This window comes from Klebsiella spallanzanii (genome assembly GCF_902158555.1).
Classification (GTDB): domain Bacteria; phylum Pseudomonadota; class Gammaproteobacteria; order Enterobacterales; family Enterobacteriaceae; genus Klebsiella; species Klebsiella spallanzanii.
On the sequence record NZ_CABGGS010000044.1, the window covers coordinates 77,309 to 99,001 of the forward strand.

Sequence of the window (21,693 nt, forward strand, 5' to 3'; positions counted from 1 at the left end):
CTTTAGGCAATTTTACTAGTTATTACGTCCAGTTTTAATCCTTTAATTAGTAAGGATATATCGTCCCGTCTCCAGTTCTTATAATAACCCTGCCTTAGAGCTCGCGGTTCAATCCATCTCTTACGCGCAAGTTCAGATATTTCATCAATAGTTTTTAAGGTTGAAAGGTCGGGTGTACCCCTACCAGTCGCGAGAATTTCTTTTGCATTTTCAGCGAGCTGGCAGAAAAATACCTCTCTTTGGATTCCATGACGTAAAACCGCTTGGTTAATCCCGAGTTGTTTCAGGGCAGCTTTGATAGTTCTGAGCCGCCAATTTGAGCCTTCGCCAAAGCAATGTTGATCGGCATACGGGTGCTCTGCGAGTCGAAGATATTCACGCATCTCCCCAAATAACTCATCGGTAATATGAAAATGCCCCCAGCCGACGGTATAACCGATTGGTTCAAAATAACTTATGCTATCTAGCTTCAGTCGATTATAAAGTGATGAACGCCCCATGGAAGAACTTGTTGTTACTGCGAGTAAGTGAGCGTATTTATCTTTACCAGAAATAATGCCCGTCGTTGAACCATAATTTCGTAGGAAATCGTCATAAACTTCTCGTGAGCGAATTAAACAGGCAATCGCTTTACCGCCTAAAAGCATATTGTAGGGGGGAACCGCTCCAAGAACGTAAGCATCAAGTATGTTAACTAGCCGACTTGATCGATCATTAGATGTCCATCCGATTAAATTATCACGTACAGATAAGTTAAAAACTGGATCTCCTAATGCAAATATTCCAGCAAGTCGGTCATGCCCTCTGTCCCACACGAGGTACCGCATGCGGCGACCGTAACCATTTGATACTGGAACAGACCAGGTTAAAGATGCTGCCCTAAAGAGTTTGGATTCGAACGAATTCGCAGAAACTTTTATCAATGATAAGCGAATCCTAGTTGGATCAATCTCATTTCCGTTGGCAAAATATGGTATGGCACTTGGCAAGAATTCAGATATAAATTGCTCAGAGGAGCGTAGACGTTCTTCACGTTGAGCGCTGTGCAGTTGACGGATAGATTCTTTTCCTGACTCAGGACGAACTAGTGTTCCATCCGGCCCTTTTTGAAACCCCAGCTGTGTAAAATGTGAGCGTATTTTGCGTTTTAAGCTAGCCTCTGGGGTAAAGGCTTGTGCTACTGGGGCTTTCTCTCCATTGCTCTTACACTTAACTGATTTCAATGCCTTACCTTAATCTTCTAATTCAGTTAGTTAATGTACAGTTTATAATACTTGCAGGTTACTTTCATCACAATGGACATAAAATTTTTCTTACTTCCATAGTTTTAACATTGGTCTTCTGGTGTGGGGCATTGATTAGCGGTCTAACATAAAAGATTTGATAATCTGTGTTTCTCTATTGTATTGAAAATGATATGTTTTTATTTTTGTAAGTATTGAAGAATCTATGTGAGGTGATCAGGAAAAACGGCTGGATTAGTGTGTGAACTTTTCAATCTCAGTGGATGAGAGTACGCTCCCAAGTAGAAATGTCTGATCTTGTTTAGCAAAAGCATCCTGTTCATTTTTGATACTTGGATTTACATTGGATTCTAGCACGAACGAGGAACGAACAAATTTTCTATTGGTAAATTTCATAGATGCAAAGCGGTTCTCTGCTAAACCATTTACAGCTAATAGGTCAAACAGCACTACACCCTCAAAACCAAGTTGATCGAGTTCAATTGCCAGACCTTTTAATTGACGCAAAGGGTGAAAATCCGCTGTGGCAGTTATAACAGCTATTTCACCAATAATGCGTATTTTTTGAATCATAATTTTCACATTCTCGCTGTATATAAGCTATCGATCGCAGAATATGTGTTTTTAGATAAACTTATTGCCTTTTCAAGGGTATCTATCATGCGACTGCCATCTGCAAACTCTTCCATATGGAAAAGTGTATGACGATGTTTCCTATAGAATGTATAGCCGTTATTCAAAGCATCCTGCATCCCTACATTTCTAACCATTGCACTGTATTGAGGTTTTAAAGTACATAACCCACGATTGATATCAAAAAAGTCGCCAAAACCATGTTCTGCATCTTCAACAGACATATTGTAAATGCACATCTGCTCTTTCAGCACTCCTTCGAGAGCCCGTAGGTCCGGATAGAGTAATAGGCAATAATCTGGTAACTGTGGTGAGGCTAATTTCACACAACAGCTAGAGATTAGCAGTTTTTTTACTGATTCAGGTAAGAGTTCATAGCTTCTAGGAAATGCCGTTTTTATATAGTCATCGGCCATCTCCTTTCTAACTATCTCAGCGCTACTATCATCTTTACGATATAAGACTTGTTCTAATCCTTTGAGATCAAGTAAATCTGTAAGCATGAAAATAACACGACGATAACATGACAAAGGTTTACCCTGTATTTGTAAAACTCTTGTGCGTCGATGGTGAGTGAGAGTTAAGTGGTCTTGATGTGCAATACTTTTCAGCGTTACCTGCTTACAGTTGTCCTCATCACGTAAGAGATTGAGTTCAATATCACCAGCCTCCAAAACGCATTCTAATATAGGATCGAATGATTCTGTAGTTATTCCTTTCAATGAATAATTGACGTTTTCAAATTCTGCTGGGTCGATTGTATCCCTTAAATATGAAGCAAGTGTTTCACCAACTGGTTGATTTTTACCTAGTTTCCACTGAATCGTAGTTGTACCTGTATGGTTGAGGTGAAAATCAACAGTTGAGAATTCCGACCCAGTAGAGCCAAAAACCACCCTTTTCCTTTTGGGAAATGTTTGTATATCTCCATCAAGCTGATAGCCGTGAGATTCCAGAAAGTTCTGGATATTGAGATCAAGGTTTTCTCGGTTAAGATTCAGATCTCTGTAGTCAACCACGATTTTCACACCCCTTTCTCTCAATTATTTGTAATCTTTTAACAGAAGATTATAACACCATTTTTAAATTAAGTCATGCTCTAAAAAGTGATGATGGCGAAGATTGGTATTCCAGTAAAAATCCTAGTTTATTAGATAGTTAAACGGCAGTGTGGAGTCGCCTCGGTGAGGCAAATGCAAAGGGAAGGTGGCATATAGCGAAGACTCAAGCCACACGCTTTCATGCGGAACGGAATTATTTTTAATGGAATGCAATTAATTATAAGATCAGAGTCAATTTATAATAACACCATATAACTATAGTGGTGGTTTTAAATTGATTATTCTAACTGAAAAATTGGAATTTTAAGTGAATTTGCGATCAACTAAAAGATTTTCACATATTTAGAATACCTTTTAAAGGCTGATTGTAAAATAATCACCTATAGTTCATTATTTCCTCCTTAGGAACAATATTAATCTCTGCCAGTTATGCTTATACTATATCTAAAATCCCAAACCCCAAACCCCAAACCCCAAACCCCAAACCCCAAACCCCAAACCCCAAACCCCAAACCCCAAACCCCAAACCCCAAACCCCTTTCACCGCTGCAACTGAGGGGCGCTAAGCCCGGCTATATAGGGGCAAGTTTTTCTCCTGTGAGCTTTTCGTTCTTCATATCAGCTTCTGGTTAATCGTTTCCCAACACAACCCGTCCTGCAAGGGTAAATGGCACGCATGCTGCGCCCTTGCAGGACAGAACGATGTCGGGAAAGCGAACCGTCAGGCGATACGAAGACGAAAATCACACACTGACGGAGAAAAAACCATGACGATTTCCCTGCACACTACCCGGACAAGCGCCCCTGACACCGCAGCGGCGACCAGCGTATCCCCGCTGGACCCGTCAGGCTCCTCAAAAACGAAATTTTCTAAAACCAGAAAGGATATTTATCAGACCGTTACCGACAACATCATTGCAGCGCTGGAAGCCGGTGTTAAACCCTGGTCCTGCCCGTGGCAGCGTGTATCCGGCATGTCTGGTCTGCCATCCAATTACACAACCGGAGCAGCCTATAGCGGTATGAATATCATGCTGTTATGGTGCAGCGCATCTAAACAGGGGTTCAGCGATTCACGCTGGATGACCTACAAACAGGCTCAGGCAGCAGGTGGACAGGTTCGCACGCGTGAACGTGGCACAACAGCCATTTTCTACACCACCCTGGAGAAGGAAAACGCCGCCGGAGACATTGAGCATATCCCGATGCTGAAAACTTTCACCGTGTTTAACGTTCAGCAAATCGACGGTTTGCCCCTGACAACGGAAACGGTCAGCCCGGAAGCAACCTTTGACCCGTTGCCGCAGGCTGAAAATCTGTTCAGGAAGAGCGGCGCGAACATCATAGAGAAAGGACAAAACGCCTTTTTCATCCCATCAACTGATGACGTCTGGTTACCGGAGCGCCATCTATTTTCGGATGCGGCTAACTTCTACGCTACCGGCCTGCATGAGCTGGTTCACTGGAGCGGGGGCAAAAAACGCCTGAACCGTGAAATGAAAGGGAAGTTTGGCAGTACGGATTATGCAGAGGAAGAACTGGTGGCGGAGCTGGGAAGTGCCTTTCTGATGGCGGATCTGGGGATTGAGGGAGAGGTACAGCATGAAAGCTATATTGCTTCCTGGCTGAAAGCGCTGAAAAACGACAAGCGTTATATTTTCAAAGCGGCTAGCGCAGCCTCTAAAGCACATCGTTACCTGACGGATAAACTCTGAGACCAGAACCAGACAACCGCAAGGGAATGCGGTTACAGGGTTTTTAACCGGCAACGCTGCAGGGCGCAGACTGAGGCGGAACGCAGCATAGCAAGTACCGAACAGTCTGCGCCCTGCAGTGGAATAAAAAAATTACGGCCTGGCGAGTATCGCCACCAGGTCGTTGAGGCCATCACGATGGCCTGAGTAAAAGCTTACGTATAGCTGCCTAGTGACAGGTATTTCAGTTCATCAAAGGTATAAATGTGAAACACCCGGCGGTGGCGTTCTTCCAGCGGGACGTGCTGATGGTTGATGATGACATGCCTGATGCTGTCAAACAGCAGTTCAAGCGCACGCTTCTTCTGTGGATCGGGCACAACATAAAAAACGTAAATCCAGTGCTTGCGTGTACGGGCCAGCAGGTGGCTGGCGATAATAGACTGGTAACGGGCTCTGGTTTTCAGGCGGCGCTCGGTTTCAATGGCAATAACGTTACCGTCGGGCAGCGTCAGTAATCCGTCCGGGCGATGTTTTACCTGATACTGGATGAGAAAGCTGGCCCGGTCGCCGTTAATCCATCCCGAAGCGCCTTTCTTCTCCAGAATAAGCCTGGCAGCCTGATTATCAAGATGGTGCTCCAGCGTCCAGCCGGTGATTTTTGATGGTTCAAACCGCGCAGGAAAGATTTTATCATTCGGGGTTAACACCACTGCCAGTCCGTCGCTGGTGATCCCCCATAATGAAATCTTCATTGTCCGTGATTCAAGCACATGCTTCTGGATTAACCCCATTCGCTCCGTTTTTGCCAGCAGCGAATAAAGCGACTTATGATCCCGGAAACCAAATAACTGCATCAGCGTTTTAAAATCACTGTAGGTTTCTTCTTTCAGGAAGTTCAGCAGTTGTTTTATTTTTTCGTTGTTACGCGTCTGGCGCTCGTGAAAGGACGAAATCAGCATAACCGCTCCTTAAAAATCCAGCGGGGACAGGTGTTCTTCATCATCAGGTTTCGGCTTTACCGGCTTTACTTCGATTTCGTCGAAGAAAAGAGCCGGGTGCGTTGTCATCACATCCGGCATGGCTGGTTTATCATCCTCGCCAAAATCCAGCATGATCTTCACCGGGGCTGCCGTGGCGGCAATATCAGGGGAAACTGAAAAGATTTTTAGCTGACGCTTTCTGACCTTTATCGGCGAGATCAGAGAAGCAGAAGGTAGCGTTTTTGTCGTAAAGATAAAGCTGACAAAATCGGGCAGGTTGAGGATCATATTGCTGTCAATAAAGAAACGTTCGGCCTGGCGGATTGTGCGCTCACTGTCGATGGTTTCCGTCAGCATATTATCCGTCTTAGCCTTACGGAGTTCGTCATCCACCAGAATCGTGCCTGACATTCTCGCCACCCATTCCGCTGTATCCGGGTCCATAACCCGGTAAACCAGTTTGAATTTGGCATTTTCAACGACCGCACCGATAACGGCGTCACCTTTCAAATCTGCCGGGCAGTCTTTTAAATCGGCAATGGACTGGTGGTCCATAATAATATGAACGCCTTTATCCCGCGCCGCACCTAAACCTTCCAGCGCTGGCCTGGATAAATGGTATTTCAGTTCGGAAAGATAAACAGCAATAGGGCGGGGGACGTCTGTTACACGGTCGCGCCTTTCTGCTAACTGGTACAGGCGAACCAGCAGCATGCGCTGGGCGGTAATGATTTTGCTGTTTCGCATGGAGCCGATAACGTAACAACAGCCGCCTTCATCAAACATTTTTTTAAGTGAAAAGCCTTCCGGTGAATTAATGGCATTTAATAATGCCAGCTCTTCAATCTTACCGAAAAACGCTTTGATTTTTTCGGCAATGCTCTGAACGTAGTCACCGTTATAAACATCACGGAGAGTTGCCGATGGGTTATCACTGACAAATTGCGCGGCCATACGCGCGGCTTTTCGGTCATCAATGCGATAAAAATCCGATTCCTGTCCTTTTTCCGCCAGGCTGAAACCGGCGACAAACAATTCTTCCAGTTCATCGGCAGTAATGTTTTCAATCAGGTTTAACTGGTATTGCTGTTTTCGCAGGTCAATTAAGGCAAAAGGCTTGCCTGCATCCTCGCAGGCTTTGCGGTAAAGATGCGGTGCCCATTCATCGTCTTTGGGGTCCATAACAAAGACACCTTCACCGGCAAGAATACTCTGGTAAAGCAATATCCCGGCGGCCACCCCTTTACCGGCTCCGGTGGTGCCAATAATATCCGCATGTTGTTTCTGCCAGTCTTTTAACGGGAGATACATCGGTTCATTCTCCCTGTCCATGCCAGTAAAGATGCCTTTATTCAGGTCGATATAATCCAGCGGGTTATAATGCAGAGTTTCCGGCAGCAGGGATTTTACGGTGCGGACATCGGTGCGTAATTCCCTTTCAAGGGTGGTTTTTTTAACAAGGCGTTTCTTTATTCTGTCCAGTTCCGGCGTGAATACCCGGCGAAGCATAATATGAAAAATAATCCCGGTTACAGTGAAAGCAATCCGTACTGACCAGACCAGTACTGTATTATCACTGGTGAGTTTTATTTTATACAGCCACTGAAAGGATCCGATAACTATCGGGGCCAGTGTGCCGGAGAAAAAACACAGCAGGGAAAAAGCAATAATCAGCTTTTTCCAGAGCGGCGCTTTCTGCCGTTCATCGCTTTTCATCGACGCAAAAAACGGCATCGTCAGCCCCGCTAATAACGCCAGTATCAGTTGTTGCTGTTGTACAAAAGCGAGCAGCGCCAGCATCCCGTTCACTATCGGCGACAGTGAAGCGGCAAGCTTATTTAAAATCATCGTGCCTCCTTCGTCAGCTATTCGCCCCATGACATCGCCCCGTCAATTCGCCCCACGGTGTCGGGCGAAAAGGCGGGGCGAGTGTATGGGGTAAAGAAGGTGGCCGCTGTGCGACCATGTGCAGGAAAGCATGCTTCCCTGCACCAAACGGCGTGCGCCAGTACATGCGGGCTGGACGCCCTTATTGCCTGTCGCATGGGGGTAATGTCGTGGCTGGACGCCGCGTCAAAACCCCCGAGGTAAAAGGCGGCACACCGTCGCACGCTACGCGCGACCACCCTCTTTAAGACGGTCGCTTTCGCCTTTTTCTTCCCTTTGCTCGTTCCTCGCAGCGGGAATAAAAGGGAAGCTGACCTTTAAAGAGGGTGGTCGCGCCACGCTACCGGCTTTTGGCCGGAGACTTAGCCGCGACGGTGTGCGGGGCTGTGCCCCCCGGGTAAACCGCTGTCGTGGGCGACAGCTTTTCGCTCGCTGGGGCGGCGAAATTTATCCGGCTCCCCCCGGCCTGCAAAATCCGCGTGGGCGCGGCTGTTTGCAGGTGAGGCGCGGTGCCTGAATTATTTTCGCTCCTTAACCCGCGAAAATATTTCTGTCCGCTGCCTCATTTTTACGGCCCCTGTTTCTTCGCTCCTTAATCCGCGAAAAACAGAAGCCGTAAAAACCTGAAAACCGTCATGCTCTGTGTCGTCTCGCCAGTATTAACCACGAACGCGGCCATATTTACTGATGATTTGACCGATAGCCGCCGGGTCTGCCAAATCACATTCACTTAAAAATAATTGTCTGGCATCGGCCGTATGGTCAGGAAGAAAGCCGTGTTTATTCTTTTTCACGATATTAAAGAATGCACGTTCAGCTGAATGACATTCACTGCCGCCGCCATTTCCGGTTGCTTTACCGTACATACATAACACCACTTCGCAGGCATCAGCAGCCAGTACAGTTGTTGAACATGACGCAATAACGCAGAACAATAATACGGAGGATATTGCTTTTTTCATTTCAGTTACCGTTATGATTAATGAAAGGTTACGTATTTTGATAATGTTATTTACCGGAGTTATTTTCTGAATGTCTCTTTCATGCTATTTAAATGAACTGGCTTAAAGTAAATATCATGCATCCGGCGAACATCGCCGTGTATATCAATACTGACGATGACATCAATGCTTTTAAGTACCTTGCGTAACAACACATCAAAAGGAATGTTCCGGCAGTCAGGGTTTTCATAGCAGCGGTCAATGATCCCTTCAATACATTCTTCCGGGCTGCCCGCATGCAGGGAGGTGATTAACCCCTCATGCCCGGAGCCGACAATTTTCAGCGCGTCCCACGCTTCCTGCCCACGAATTTCCGCCAGTAATATCCGGTCAGGGTTCATACGATAATTAGCCCGGATCAGTCTGCCAGGTGTGACAATAGCATTATCCCCGGCATCCGCAGGGTAAAAAAGATGCACATAATTGGCATGGTGATAAAAACGGATTTCGGGATTATCCTCAATCGTTACCAGCCGGAGATGCAGCGGAATATAATGCAGCAGCGTTTTCATATAGGTGGTTTTGCCGGAGCCGGTTTCACCCACAATAAAAATCGTTTTGCCGTATTCCACCGCCTTTTCCATAAAGCGGGGAATATTCCCGCTGTGATATAACCGGACCAGTGCATTATCCTGGCTTTCCGTTTTTTCCTGACCGGCCACGCGCTGATAAAATCCCGCATCAATCCATGACTGATGTGTTTTCTGCTCAAACGAGGGTTTGCGCAGCGTAATGGACACCGTATTACGTTCACAGGCCGGGGGAATAATCGCCTGAATACGTTCGCCGGATCCTAATGTTGCAGAAAGGATGGGGGATGTATCGTCAATATTATCGTCATGCCAGGACGCCAGCGCTCTGGCAAAAGCATGACACTGACGCAACGTGATGGGGGATGCCTGTTTTTGCCATTTTCCCCGAATTTTTGTATGCAGCTCACCCGGTCGGTTAACCGCAATTTCTGTCAGGCCATCCTGAGCAAGAAAATCACCAAACAGACGGTTTTTCATAAAATCCAGTGACAGGTTTTCAGCGCTCATACCATTTCTTTTTCAGCCGTAGTTGATAAACAGAGGAAAAATCAATATCCGTGCCGGTCATGATGCCGATCACATCGCCCTGGTTCAGGTACATCGTGGGCGGGATATTGATGCTGTTTTCCAGTGTCGTTTTCGCCATTTCCGCCGTGGCGGCGCGGGTGTTTTCGGTATAGTCAGTATTGCGGTCTTTACCCGGCGCGGCATCTGATGCCGCTGCCGCCGCGTCCTGCACGGTACTCAGCATCAGGGCGTTGCCGAAACGCTCCCAGAAATGGCTGTCGATCCAGCCCGCGATCCCCGCCTCACCGAGCGGGCCGGTGGCCTGCGTATCGGTGAGCGGGATTTGCAGGCTGCCGGGCTCCGGCGTGCGCAGCTCCGTCCACAGCACAAACATCCGGCTGCGCCCATGTTGCAGTGCGCCGGTGCGGTAGACGCCACGGGCGACCGTTCCTGCCGGGATCAGCTTCACATGGTTACTGGCGCTCCAGACATTCTCACCGATCAGGCAGGAGATATGACCGCCAACATCGGATACGAAGCGCCGCATCATCGAACACGGAATATAACGGTCCACGGGGATATAGAGATCGGGATCGAGGCCCAGCCGCCTGACACCAGTGACACGGGCAACGCCTGGATTGCCGTTGTTATTGCTGCCTCCCGGTGCTGTCGTATCCGGGCAGCGCAGACGTCCATTTTCGCCACTGACCAGTACCGACTGACAGGATGTGTACGTCGTGGAGGCAGACGGGCTGCCCGACGTTCCCGTGTTGCTGCGCGATCCGCTTCGGAACGTGCGTGTATCGTCGCCTGACCCTGTGCTGCCGCTGTTCAGCCCGTTTGCCAGTGCTGCCGCCTTGTTCAGGGCGGGCGGCCCGGGCGGCAGAGCTGGTGTGGCCGGGGCGCTCTGACTGGCAGGGCCTGCGCTTTCCTGCCTCCCTGGCCCAAACAGGCCAAACGGGTTACTGTCCATGCCCAGATTCTTACGCTCCTGCTGCACCGCCCCGGAGGAGGGCGGCGGTGCGGTGTCAGATTCTTTCTCATCACCCCTTTTCAGGGCGCTGAGAAAACGATCGCCACCGGATGCCAGCGCGATGACCAGGACCAGACTCAGCAGGCTGACGATCAGCGTGCGGCGACCGGACGCTTTACGGAAACGGGTCACTTCCGGCTGACCGGGCGGCGTTTTCTGCTCCGGCTCCTGATATTCCATTGCCGCGCGGGCGCGTTCACGGGCTTCCGCTTCCCGTTCTGCGGTGGTTTTTTCCGGTTCGTCCGGGAAAGATTTGTCGGTCATTTTGCCTCCAGCGTAATGGACGGCGAAACGGTGTCACTGTGGGTCAGCGGGATACGCCCGAATCCGTCGTTTTCGATCCCCACCACCGAGGTGCCGTAACGCAGAACCAGCTGCGGCGATGCCGGAACCACCATCACGGTGTAATTGCCCCGTTTAACCGTTCCGGGCGTGACCGCCTGCTCCTGGCCTTTAACCACCCGGAAAACGGAAGGCAGGGTTTTCGTGGGGGAAAAACCGATATACGCGAAACGGCCGTCATCCCAGGTAAAGTCCGGGGCGATGGCGGCTGAACCGGCGGCCACACGTTTTGTATAGCGCCAGTTGCGCGGCGTGGTGGCATGCCCGAATGCCGCCGCTATCCGCTGCCGGTCCAGTGTTTCCTGTTGATGTTGCTGACGGGCGGCGCTGGCGGCGGCAGACTTTTTTCGCAGTTCGTCGGGATAGCGGTAGAGGATAACAAATGCCTGGGCGGGTGAGTCTTTATCCAGCACGTTCAGCTCCAGGCTGTAATCGCGCTTCGATGTCACCACGAACAGATTGGTTTTCCAGTCTTTTGCCGTCGGCAGAAACAGCTGGCTTACGTTGTTGCCGCTGGCGTCCGTGACCGGCTGGGTAATCGGGTTCGGGCTGACGCCCACCCGGTTATCGCTTTTCGTCACGGTCCAGCCTCTGGGGAAACCCGCCTGCGCATCGATAACGGTTTCATCATCGTCAAACACCACCATGGTGACGTAGCCGGGGCGGGTATTGACGACCGTGGCGTTCTGGCTGTTGTACGTGACGTTCTGCATCCGGCTGTCATACGCGCTGCCGCGCGGTGTCGCCGCGCTCCATGCCACGCATGACGCCAGTAAACCCGTGAGGAGCAGAATGTGTTTCAGCATCATTCCCCCCTCAGCTCTTTGTCGCGCTGGTAGCTGGTGACGATAAAGCCCAGTGGGTTCACTTCGCGCTGGCTGTCGGTCAGTTGCCGGTGCGGGACGTAGCGGTATGTGAGGCGGATATTCCACACATCCGTTTTCACGGAATTATCAGCAATACGGCGAATTGTGCGCTTAATACGCAGTGTTGCCAGATTATCCGGCCCGGTGGCAGGCGCATGCACATTGGAAATAATGGCGATATAAACGACATATTCCGCCTTATTAAAAATCACGTCCGGTGCCTGGTCGCCGTTAAACCCGTCCAGATAGTCCCGGTTCACGCTGTCGCTGTTAAATAACTGCACGTCGTCATAATCACGCTGAAGGGAGAAATAATTATATCCCTCGCGGAGTCTGACATAGTGTGCTGCCAGTGAATGCGCCAGTGCCTTTTCAGAAGAAATATCCCGCTCCTTCACGCGGGTCATATATTCATAGCGCCCGGTCTGTTTATCCACTGACCATAATTCAGTGTCGGTGGTTTTAAGCGGCAGCAGAATAATAATGGTCGCAATCGCCATGGCGGCCAGAATCAGTCCGGCAGCGGCCATCCGCCAGGCGGTTTTTCGGGAACGCTCCTCCTTTTCCAGCAGGATGGATTCAAAAGAGCGGGAAACATTAACAATGTTCTGAATATCAGACATGGCGAGTCAGCTCCTGAATGATGGCGGGGGAATTCACTGGCGCGGTTTCGCCGGATACTGGTGGAAGGTCGCCCTGATGCTGTGCGCAGCCCGTGAGCGCGCACAGCATCAGAAGGATGATGCTGAATTTCATGGAAGCCCCTTATCGTATGGATGCAGGAATGCCGCACCGGTGGCGCAGGCCACGGCGTGACGGGGAAAGGAAATTAACGGCAGGGAGGATTAACGGTGACGCTGCCGGTTCAGGCGTTTCATGCTTTCGATGGCGGTGGTGCGTTTCTGCCAGGCGCTCACGGTTTTACCCGCGCCTGCGCCAGTGAGCCTGCCGGTCGCCGCGGCGACGGCCATGCCGCCTTTCGCAGCCAGGCGGGCACCTCCCTTTACACCCGGCCCGGCAAGACTGGCGGATTTATTCGCCAGTCCGCTCAGGCCACTCATGGCTGCACCCTGCAGCACCGCCTGTACGGCGGCCCCGCTGAGTGCGCTGGCGAGCTTCGCGGAGAACCAGACCACCACACCCGCCGCTATCCCGGCCAGCAGGCACTGTGCTGCCAGCGTGACCATATTGGTTTCAGCGGATGTTTTTGCTGCGGCATCCAGTATTTTATTCAGGTAATTGATGGCGATACGGATGGATAAGGCGGAAAACATGATCGTTAATATTGCCGCGAAAATCGTTTTCAGCCAGTTATCAAACATCGGCTTAAGAAAACCGTACAGCAGGCAGAAAATAAAGAGTGGCGCGGTGGTCGTCATTAACAGGATGGTGATTTCGGCGAGCAGGTTGACAAAGGTGGCTGCCATCAGCAGGACAACAGAGCCGCCCCATACCAGGACTTCGGCAAGGCCGCCATTCAGTTTGACGTAAGTTGAGGTGTCCATATTAAATAACTTTTGCCCCAGCGCCTGTGCCTTTTCCCAGACGGTATCGAGCAGCGCCCAGACGTTATCATCGCCGCTGATACCGTCTTTGAGTCCCTGGATAGCCGCTACCGCCATATCCAGCCAGCCATCCCGGTTTAACGCAAAGGTGGTGATCAGCAACATTCGCCCCACATCCCAGGCGACATCTTCAACCGGGGTCCGGAGTTTGCCAGCCAGCGTCTGATAACCGCGAAACAGTATAAATAAGGTAAAAGAGCTGACGATGATGACGCTGATCATCGTGCCGTAAGTGGAAGACTGACCTTCCAGTACGGCATTCAGTCCATCCATGATGTTTTTGTCCATACCAACAAAAATACCACCGGACATGGTGCCTCACCTGATATATAAAGAAAGGAAATAGAAAACAGGGAGGATTCCCTGTTTTGCTGGAGGAGAAATTACTGTGTCACTGCATTTCTTTTTTCAGCTTCCTGCTGAAATATCGCCCCGAATTTCTCCTTAACCCCGGGCTGGCCTTCCTGTGCAAACATAAGTGCTGCCCGGTGCGCAAATTCGCAGTTATCGCTTGCCTCGGCATCCTTCAGGCATTGCGTATAAACCGCATAAGTTTCGTCAGGATGCTGCTTATACCAGGCTTCGGATTTGGTTTCCTTGCAGCCGGGCAGTAATATCACGCCTGAGAGTGTGCATAAGGTGAATAAGGATCTGAGCACGGATAACCTCCCTATAAATTATTAAGGCCAGCAACAGGTGCCGTTAGCTGCTGCTGTTCAAAGGCTTTCTGTCTTTGCTGTTCCAGCAAGGTCGTTCGCTGTTCAGCCTGTCTGACAGACATCTCCCACTGATTCGTCAGCGCATTTAACTGTACGCTTTTCGCCGCGATGGCGTTAGCCAGATCCTGAGACTCTTTCGAGTCCTGCGCATTCGAAATACGGTCAGATAAGTCTGATATATCACTGAGTGTGCTGTTGATCCTGTTTCCAACGTCAGTGGTATTCTCAATCGCCATTGCCTGATTAAGGATCATCTGTTTGCAACTGTCGGCCAGGGCCTGAGATTTTATTCCTTCCTGTTCCTCGCTGCACACGCTGAACGATTTGTATTTATTGTATAGGTTTTGCAGTTCAGCAGAATATGAACTGTTTTGCGTGGTCAGCAGATCATCCAGTGAAATACCGCTCTTACGGAGATTATCAATGTCGGTTTTCAGGCTTCGGGCATCACTGAGAAAACCCTGAATATCCCGCACGCCGGTTGCGGTAGCCAGTTGCTTCTTATATGCATCAAGTTCACTTTTATAATGGGTAACCGTATCCTCCCATTGGTGTAGTTTCTGCATCCACTGATTAATGGATTCGGTATTCTGCACGGCGTCGAAAACCGGTATTCCGGCGCTGAACACCTGCGTCGAGAAAAATAACGATAATGTCAGAAGATGATTCCTGGAACGCATTGATATTACCTCCGGTTGGCTTTCAGATTGCCCGCTCAAGGAAAGCGTCTTTCCATTCATCAGGTCGCATACTGTCCTGATAAATGGCATCGAATATTTTCAGGTTGTCCTCACTGCCGCTGAGAAGCCGGGTGAGTTTACCCAGTCCGGACAAATCCATTTTCGCCATTGCCACAAACGGGCGGGTTTCTCCGGCCCGCAGCGGTGTTTTCAGGATGACCATATAATGCTCGCCCGGATCCAGGTTTCTGACCGTGTCATAAACGCTTTCCGGCACTTTCATTTTCTCCACGTAATCCGCATAGCTGGCTTTCGGATTGGAAAGGAAAATCTGGGTACCGCACTGCTCAATAATCGCCGGGGCGATGGGGTGTCTGACAATTTCATCCGGTGACTGTGTTGCCGGAACGAAGATACCGTTCAGCTTGCGGATGACTTTCAGCATATTGAGCGAGAAGCGGGAAAATTCGACATCGGCCAGCCAGCGCCAGAACTCATCCATAAACATCACCAGGCGGCGACCGTCCAGAAGACTGGTCGCACGGTACAGCAGGTAAAAGGTCAAGGGGCCGCGAATATCGTCATCATCCAGAAATTCGGTGCCGTCGATACCAAAGTTATCGACATCGCTGATGGTGAATGTATCGGCCTCGTTATCAAACACCCAGCCGAACTCGCCCCCCTGCGCCCACTGTTTCAGGCGAATACGCAGCCCGTTGGTGCGGGCATCTGTAGTCGGCGGCTCCGGTAGCACTTCCAGCAGCCGGGTGATCCCGAACCGGCGGTACTCCGGCGGATAGTCCAGCATGATGGTGTCCACGGCGGCACTGATCCGCTCTTCATCGCGCGGATCGAGCGGCTTACCGTTGCGGCGGCACAGCATGCGCACCAGCCGTTTGATGAAACTGATGTTCCGGCGGGTTGGCTCCAGCGCAAACGGGTTGAAGCCGGTGGGCTCGCCGGTACGGATGCGGAAGTATCGTCCACCCACCTGGCGGATCGCCATCTCCGCCGCCCGGTCCTTATCGAAATACACCGTGGTCAGCCGTTTGGTGGTGGCAGAAGGCGCAAACGACGCCGGGTTACGGTACTTCTGCATCAGTTGTTGCATGACGGTCATCAGCAGGGTTTTGCCGGAGCCGGTTTTCCCGATAATCGCCGTATTCCCCGGCGTTTTCTCACCAGTGTCATCCCGCCCGGCCTGGCTGTCATGCAGGTTGAGGTAATACCCGCCACCGCCGGGAGATGTGAGGAGAGCGATGGCTTCCCCCCACGGATTACCGCTGCGTTTGTGGGGATGGAAGTTATGCAGGCAGGCCATATCGGCAAAATTCTGGCTGCTGACGGCCACCAGTCGGGGACGCAGAGTATAGACGCCCGGCAGTTGCGCCAGATATGCGGCGGGCAGTGACAGGGTGGAGAGCGTCGTCATAATACCAAGATCGGCGAAGGGCTGGGCCAGAACGTTAGTGTCCTTCACCACCTGTCCGGCACTGTCTGAGGAGATCAGCAGGGAAAAGTGGAATTTACCGCACGACACATGTCCGGACTGGAGCAGGTCGCGCAGGACAATCAGCTCTTCGCGCTGGGAAGTCGCGTCGTCGTCCGTGGAGTTAAGCCGTTTTTCCGCCAGACGGATATGATTCTGCGCCTCATCCCGAGCCATGCAGGTAAAGGACTGCGTCAGAACATACTCGCTTTCGGCGTACAGCAGCGCATCCAGCATACCGGTATGGGTTTCCGGGGAATAATCCTTAATCTCCAGGCTGCGGAAGAAGCGGGAACCGCTGACCGTCTGGCATTCACCGGTGTCGGTGGTGAAAAACACGTCCGGCGTGCTTAATGTTTCATAAAACGGCGAGCGCGTTACGGCCACTTTCTGCCACTGTCCGGTGATCAGGCGGTGGAAGAACGCCAGTTGCGAGGAATACACCCGCCCGTTTTCTTCATATATCCCCAGCGGCGTTGCCATATAGCGGGATAATGAAGATTCCAGTGCTTCACGATATTCCTGCATGATTTTGTGCGCGTCATCCAGAGCTGGCTGGCGTTTACCGTGCGACTGCGCTTTCATGGTTTTTTTCTCAATCGCAGAGAACGGCGCGTAGCAGACGGTAAAAAACAGCCGGTGCCGCCAGAACGGTTTTTCTTTTACCGGCTGGTAATACCGCCGGGTCACGTCATCGGAAAAGGGAATACCCGAACAGGCTTCAAAAGCATCATGGTATTTTTCACGGAGCCGGTGAATATAGAATGTTACCGGCAGACCCTCATACGAACGAATAACATTATTCAGATGCGTGGCCATCAGGGTCAGGTGATGTTCGTCTTCACATTCAAAGACTGTGCCGCCCAGCTCCCAGGTGGCAACCAAATCATGGTGACGGTTTCTGATGACGTAAGGGTGAATATGGGAGGAATACGGAATATATTTATCCAGCGTAATACGCTCGTTTAATTTCATTTTCTGAATAAACTCCGAGACATCAACGTTATCGTACTGGTTTGCCAGAAGGGCATTCGCGCCAAAATGGGTATTGGTGAAAAGTCGTCCACGGGTTTTAAACGCCAGCCAGAGCAGACTGAAATAATGAATGTCCTTTCGGGCTTTATTTTTCATTTCCGCCCAGGCCGGGATCAACAACAGTGCCAGGTAATAGCTGACATAGACCGCCAGCAGGACGATGCCCCCGCTGACGAGAACGAACGGCACCAGAGGAATACCCATAATGGCGGCGGGCCGCGTAAGTGCTTTATTCAGCGTAGCCATCGTTGCCTCTCTTATGACGCCCAGTAGGCACCGAAGCCGGACGCGCCGACAATCAGGATCGCGCCGATGATGATGTTACGCATGTCGTGCAGGCTCTTGCCGTCGAACAGCACCTTGTAGCCCACCCACATGGTCGCCAGTGTGATAGTGACAGCGGCCAGTCCCAGCAGGCCGGTCGAGGTATTGCTCAGTGTCTCACTGGCCTTGTTAAATCCGCTGTCCGCCGCCAGCAGCGGGGCAGGCAGCAGCACGGAAGCAACAACGGAGTAACGGCGTTTACGCATGATCATTTCTCCTCATCAGGGATAACAGGGATAGCGCCGCGAATGACGGAACCGGGATAATGCAGGGAAGTCAGGATCGGCGCAGTGGCACCGGCAGGCTCGCCGCGCAGCACAACGGCGGGATAACGGACAGACGGCTGTGCGTTCCGGTCAGGGGCACGCTGCCGGTCTTTCCGCGTGGACGGGACGACATAGCCAATGCGCTGCACGTAGCTGGTCTGGTTAAAGGCGGATTCCGGCCGCTGGCCGGTTTCAAAGTTGCCGGAGTAGTAACAACTGAGCGCCCGTTTCAGTGTTCCGCCGCGCCGGTAACAGTCGGTGAGAATGCGCTCAAATACCGACAGATTGATGCAAGGGTTAAGCAGGTCGCTGGCCGTGACGCCGTAATGGCGGAAATTGATGCTGGTGATTTGCATCAGGCCGACCGAATAGCGTCGGCCCTGTGCAGCCAGCTGTCTGGTGAGACGGATCGCCTCCGGCAGGCTCGAGGGGAAATGTGAAATCACGCCCCGGCTGTCTGGCAGGATTTCAGCAATGGCGTAGGGGTGGAAGCCGGATTCGACCCGTGCGACATCAAGCGACGTGGACGGGTGAATACTGGCGGCGCACTGCACCGCCAGTGCCAGAAAGGCAGTGGTGGAAAGCATGCTGGCCTCGCAACAGAGAGACCGGCGGCTTACAGAAAAGTACGCCGCCGGGTGAGAAGAAGAGAAAATGGATTAAGCGGCAGCGGCATCCTGTGAAATGTCGCTTTCTTCTCTCGGTTCGAGCAGTACCAGCCTGCCGGAAACCGCAATACCGGGTATTAGCACGATATTCAGACCGGGCTTGCCGTTATGCGCGAAGGCCACGCCAACTTTTGTCCAGTACGTGTTTGTTTCGCCCTGCAAATCGGGCTGGCTTTCCTGGGTAACAAATACGTGATAAGCGGGTTTTCTCATGGAATTTCCTTTGATCAAAAACAGTAAATGAAATAAACCAGTCACATCCCGGTTCTGCATTCCGGTTTTAACGGGTCAGCGAGAACATTCAGCGGCACCCTGAATTGTGGTTACGTGACAGCCCGATCCATTTTGTTAAAGAGCAATACCCTGTCAGGACGAATTAATGTCCATAGGGGCGACTATGCTGTAATGGCGTTCTCAGATTCGAATATCTGGTGAGGGATATAAATGAGAAACTCAAAACAAAAAGAAGAGAGAAAATTAGTGGAGTATTTAAGATGCAGTGAGAATAATGAGGATTTAAAAAACACGAGAGAGTGGTATTAACATTCACCGTGAATAATAAAGACGTGCAGAGATATAACATCTCTACACGTCCTTTTTATCCTGTCAGCGGCTACTACGTTCAAGTTTTTCCTGACATTCCGTACAGGTGGTTACACCCGGCAGTGCTTGCCGTCGCTTTTCTGGAATGGGTTTACCACATACACGACAGTGAAATAATGATGGTGTCGACCCCGGCTTAAAACGACTCTGTTCAATCATCTCCTCCAGGCGCTGCTCATTAATTTCCTGATCGCGATCGATCTCATCCGGCATGTGGTGCCCTCCTGTTAGCGGCAACTTCCTTTTCACAAAGCGTGATACGTCTCCATACCATGGTGAGTGATAGTCCCAGGAACCTTGGTAGCAGGAGTTCAGTAACCTGCATCATGGCTATCAGCGCGTCGGGGGATTCAAGGCTTTCCACCCGGCACTTCTGCCATTGCCGCCAGATCTCGGCATCTGTCTCTTCATCCGGCTCAGGTGTACGTCCATATGGCACGCTGACACCCAGCAACCGTCGGCGAAGGCAGACATCATTAGACGTCAGGCCAAAGAAGTGGTTGAGCAACGCGATAGAACCGCCCAGCCGGATAGCCCGGTTAATCTGCTGCTGTTGTCGGTATTCCTGTCGGGCCTGCGCCAGTAAATGATGCAGGACATCATGGCGGACACTGACCGAAACAAAGGGAGCCGCCGCCCGGCTGACAGCAAACAGTTCATCGAGTGATAACTGATTAAGAGCATTCATTTCGTCGAAAGTGAATCCGAGGGATTCACAGTGACGAATATCCCCAACTTTCAGAGCGTGCAACGCATCAGTTAAGATTGTGTAATTAATTAATGGAATCATTCTGTTATCTCCTCAATCTATATGGAAAAGTTGAGCAAATAAACGGACATTTTTAACTGATTGAACGTCCGGCCAATTTAAGGCTGATCCATTCATCAATTTCCGATTCGAGCCAGGCCACACTGGCCGGGCCAATTTTTATTGAACGTGGAAAGGTTCCATTTTTCATATACAGGTAAATCTGAGAGCGTTTCAGGCCAGTTTTTTCTTCAACTTGCTTCAGGCGTAATAGCTGATGTGCTGTCATTGTTTTCTCCTGTGGTTAAATAACCGGTGGACGCCCGGCGTTCTCAAAAGAAGCACAGGAAAGATTAGGATGGAAGTTAATAAATCCATATCAAGGAGGCTATTATCCTTAATACGGATTTAAACTTTAGCATGATAAATATCATGCTATCTTAGATGATGGTGAAACTGGGGAGCCTCGTTCTAGCGCGGTTTTTAGTGTGTCTCCGCTGAGTCGATCTGTGATGCCATCGTCTGAGGCCCATTGCTCGAAGATGGATAAGAGTTTATAAGGTTGTCGAAGTAAAGGCCTTATATCCTCATTATGATAACAGGCAAGCCAGAAAAGACGTGATAGAGGCGTTGAAATACGGGGTTTGACGGCCAACGACTTGGTTGGGATGTTTATAAGCTTTCCAAGTTCTGAATGGCGTATAACAAAACATGCATCAGTAGGTAAATTATAGAGTGGAAAGTACGCTTTTCTCAGCGTGTTCTTTACTTCAATATGGGATATTTTTTCGGAAATATCCAGAATGATATCTTCGGGGAGCAACGCTGTTTGTTGTCGTATTCTGTCATTCCATGTGGAATTTATAAATATTTGATATATTTCCCCTGAAATAGTAACCGTCAGCCCATAATTGAATTCATTAGCTCCAGTTATCGGCGCTGGGATTTTAAGTGATTGTGATAGTAGACGTTGTACAAGAACATATTCAAATCCAGCCAGGCTGGTATCTATAATTCTTTGCGCAGTGCGTAAATATCTTCCTTCTGTGCTGAGTATCAGATTGTTTTCTTCGATAAAGCTTTTTTTTCGAGGGCGCAAAGGCGGGAGGTTAATGAGTTTTCTATAGGTCTGAATTTTAATTTATTTTTTAATTTTTGAATTTTTCTTAATGTAATAGGTGACTGAAAATAAATGGAAAGGATGATGTTTCCTCTCAGCGCATTCTTGTAGATATCACTTTTTGTTAATCTAAACTTCAATTTGTGTTGAGCCAGTTGTATGGCTTCAGGTATAGTTAACCACTCAGTCATCGGGTATTTAATTTCAGTGCGATTATTTTCTTTTTTCATAATGAAGCTCCACTTGTATTGCATGGTAATGGTACTTGGTTTAAATGCTGTTAACATTACTCAGTGCTCTTACTTCAGGCATGCTAGTTCAAGTTCAATTAATAAGAGTTTCCACGTAATAAACTTCGTTTGGATGATATTTAAGAGGGACTGGTCGCGCCTTAGAAAAACGGGAAAAAGCATGACAACATTCATACTGTATGTTGGTTATTAATTTGAATGATATATGTCCAGTCTTTGATTTTTACTTTTGCCAGAATCAAAGAAATACTCCATGCGAATATAGCGATAATGTAAACTGACTCAGAGCATTCTAAGATGAAATTGGGTTGGAGATTATTATATATGCCAAACGTATCAGGTCTCATTTATCCCAAATCGTCACGCAGGTATTGAATTTCAGCATCGGCAGTAAGCCTATACTGACGTCGCTGATGATGCGGAAAAAAGAGTTTATAGACT

Annotated in this window: 22 protein-coding genes and 1 pseudogene; 1 reads left to right on the forward strand and 22 read right to left on the reverse strand. The window is 49.7% G+C overall.

Translation table 11 applies throughout. From position 1 onward, the window contains the following. Nucleotides 1-2: 2 nt before the first annotated feature. The 3 genes from FN082_RS23085 to FN082_RS23095 form a co-directional block, all read right to left on the reverse strand. On the reverse strand, nucleotides 3-1,223 hold the full coding sequence (locus tag FN082_RS23085; RefSeq protein WP_142982442.1) for a Druantia anti-phage system protein DruA: 1,221 nt from the start codon (nucleotides 1,221-1,223) through the stop codon (nucleotides 3-5). A 255-nt stretch (nucleotides 1,224-1,478) separates the two neighbouring features. After that, on the reverse strand, nucleotides 1,479-1,817 hold the full coding sequence (locus FN082_RS23090) for a type II toxin-antitoxin system RnlB family antitoxin (RefSeq protein ID WP_060854645.1): 339 nt from the start codon (nucleotides 1,815-1,817) through the stop codon (nucleotides 1,479-1,481). A gap of 5 nt (nucleotides 1,818-1,822) precedes the next feature. After that, a complete protein-coding gene (locus FN082_RS23095) occupies nucleotides 1,823-2,905 on the reverse strand; it encodes a type II toxin-antitoxin system RnlA family toxin (RefSeq protein ID WP_196491830.1) in 1,083 nt (360 codons plus the stop codon). Between the two features lie 800 nt (nucleotides 2,906-3,705). Here FN082_RS23095 and FN082_RS23100 point away from each other — a divergent pair. Beyond that, entirely contained in the window at nucleotides 3,706-4,653 is a 948-nt protein-coding gene (locus FN082_RS23100; protein ID WP_142982443.1) for an ArdC family protein, read from the forward strand. A gap of 194 nt (nucleotides 4,654-4,847) precedes the next feature. On the opposite strand, the gene mobC is transcribed toward FN082_RS23100, so the two are convergent. The 19 genes and pseudogenes from mobC to FN082_RS23195 form a co-directional block, all read right to left on the reverse strand. After that, complete coding sequence (gene mobC / locus FN082_RS23105; protein ID WP_117273509.1) at nucleotides 4,848-5,594, reverse strand: MobC family replication-relaxation protein; 747 nt, start codon at nucleotides 5,592-5,594, stop codon at nucleotides 4,848-4,850. Between the two features lie 9 nt (nucleotides 5,595-5,603). Continuing rightward, entirely contained in the window at nucleotides 5,604-7,463 is a 1,860-nt protein-coding gene (locus tag FN082_RS23110) for a type IV secretory system conjugative DNA transfer family protein (protein ID WP_142982444.1), read from the reverse strand. A gap of 698 nt (nucleotides 7,464-8,161) precedes the next feature. Continuing rightward, the gene (locus FN082_RS23120) at nucleotides 8,162-8,464 is read right to left on the reverse strand and encodes a TrbM/KikA/MpfK family conjugal transfer protein (protein WP_080899431.1); all 303 of its coding nucleotides are present in this window, start codon (nucleotides 8,462-8,464) and stop codon (nucleotides 8,162-8,164) included. A 59-nt stretch (nucleotides 8,465-8,523) separates the two neighbouring features. Continuing rightward, complete coding sequence (gene virB11 / locus FN082_RS23125) at nucleotides 8,524-9,543, reverse strand: P-type DNA transfer ATPase VirB11 (protein ID WP_142982446.1); 1,020 nt, start codon at nucleotides 9,541-9,543, stop codon at nucleotides 8,524-8,526. Continuing rightward, a complete protein-coding gene (gene virB10, locus FN082_RS23130) occupies nucleotides 9,533-10,840 on the reverse strand; it encodes a VirB10/TraB/TrbI family type IV secretion system protein (RefSeq protein WP_142982447.1) in 1,308 nt (435 codons plus the stop codon). The genes virB11 and virB10 overlap by 11 nt, the downstream gene beginning before the upstream one ends. Beyond that, nucleotides 10,837-11,727 (reverse strand): P-type conjugative transfer protein VirB9, encoded by an 891-nt coding sequence (gene virB9 / locus FN082_RS23135; protein WP_185932143.1) that lies wholly within the window; start codon nucleotides 11,725-11,727, stop codon nucleotides 10,837-10,839. Before virB9 ends, virB10 begins: the two co-directional genes overlap by 4 nt. After that, nucleotides 11,724-12,407 (reverse strand): virB8 family protein, encoded by a 684-nt coding sequence (locus FN082_RS23140; protein WP_142982448.1) that lies wholly within the window; start codon nucleotides 12,405-12,407, stop codon nucleotides 11,724-11,726. Before FN082_RS23140 ends, virB9 begins: the two co-directional genes overlap by 4 nt. Further along, entirely contained in the window at nucleotides 12,400-12,540 is a 141-nt protein-coding gene (locus tag FN082_RS30025; protein ID WP_185932145.1) for a hypothetical protein, read from the reverse strand. Before FN082_RS30025 ends, FN082_RS23140 begins: the two co-directional genes overlap by 8 nt. An 89-nt stretch (nucleotides 12,541-12,629) precedes the next feature. Next, a complete protein-coding gene (locus tag FN082_RS23145; RefSeq protein ID WP_142982449.1) occupies nucleotides 12,630-13,661 on the reverse strand; it encodes a type IV secretion system protein in 1,032 nt (343 codons plus the stop codon). 71 nt (nucleotides 13,662-13,732) lie between these two features. Beyond that, nucleotides 13,733-14,008 (reverse strand): EexN family lipoprotein, encoded by a 276-nt coding sequence (locus FN082_RS23150; protein ID WP_142982450.1) that lies wholly within the window; start codon nucleotides 14,006-14,008, stop codon nucleotides 13,733-13,735. A gap of 11 nt (nucleotides 14,009-14,019) precedes the next feature. Then, nucleotides 14,020-14,748, reverse strand: coding sequence for a type IV secretion system protein (locus FN082_RS23155; protein ID WP_142982451.1), 729 nt, complete (start codon nucleotides 14,746-14,748; stop codon nucleotides 14,020-14,022). A 22-nt stretch (nucleotides 14,749-14,770) separates the two neighbouring features. Further along, the gene (locus FN082_RS23160) at nucleotides 14,771-17,518 is read right to left on the reverse strand and encodes a VirB4 family type IV secretion/conjugal transfer ATPase (RefSeq protein ID WP_142982452.1); all 2,748 of its coding nucleotides are present in this window, start codon (nucleotides 17,516-17,518) and stop codon (nucleotides 14,771-14,773) included. 11 nt (nucleotides 17,519-17,529) lie between these two features. Continuing rightward, nucleotides 17,530-17,808 (reverse strand): TrbC/VirB2 family protein, encoded by a 279-nt coding sequence (locus FN082_RS23165; protein WP_142982453.1) that lies wholly within the window; start codon nucleotides 17,806-17,808, stop codon nucleotides 17,530-17,532. Further along, a complete protein-coding gene (locus FN082_RS23170; RefSeq protein WP_142982454.1) occupies nucleotides 17,805-18,449 on the reverse strand; it encodes a lytic transglycosylase domain-containing protein in 645 nt (214 codons plus the stop codon). Before FN082_RS23170 ends, FN082_RS23165 begins: the two co-directional genes overlap by 4 nt. 72 nt (nucleotides 18,450-18,521) lie before the next feature. After that, a complete protein-coding gene (locus FN082_RS23175) occupies nucleotides 18,522-18,743 on the reverse strand; it encodes a hypothetical protein (protein ID WP_142982455.1) in 222 nt (73 codons plus the stop codon). Between the two features lie 393 nt (nucleotides 18,744-19,136). Then, on the reverse strand, nucleotides 19,137-19,346 hold the full coding sequence (locus tag FN082_RS23180; protein ID WP_058959906.1) for a TraR/DksA family transcriptional regulator: 210 nt from the start codon (nucleotides 19,344-19,346) through the stop codon (nucleotides 19,137-19,139). Then, on the reverse strand, nucleotides 19,336-19,923 hold the full coding sequence (locus tag FN082_RS23185; RefSeq protein ID WP_142982456.1) for a DUF2857 domain-containing protein: 588 nt from the start codon (nucleotides 19,921-19,923) through the stop codon (nucleotides 19,336-19,338). Before FN082_RS23185 ends, FN082_RS23180 begins: the two co-directional genes overlap by 11 nt. Before the next feature lie 52 nt (nucleotides 19,924-19,975). Then, nucleotides 19,976-20,170, reverse strand: coding sequence for an AlpA family transcriptional regulator (locus tag FN082_RS23190; protein WP_020078417.1), 195 nt, complete (start codon nucleotides 20,168-20,170; stop codon nucleotides 19,976-19,978). Nucleotides 20,171-20,311: 141 nt separating this feature from the next. After that, nucleotides 20,312-21,231, reverse strand: a pseudogene (locus tag FN082_RS23195) (hypothetical protein). Between the last annotated feature and the right edge of the window lie 462 nt (nucleotides 21,232-21,693).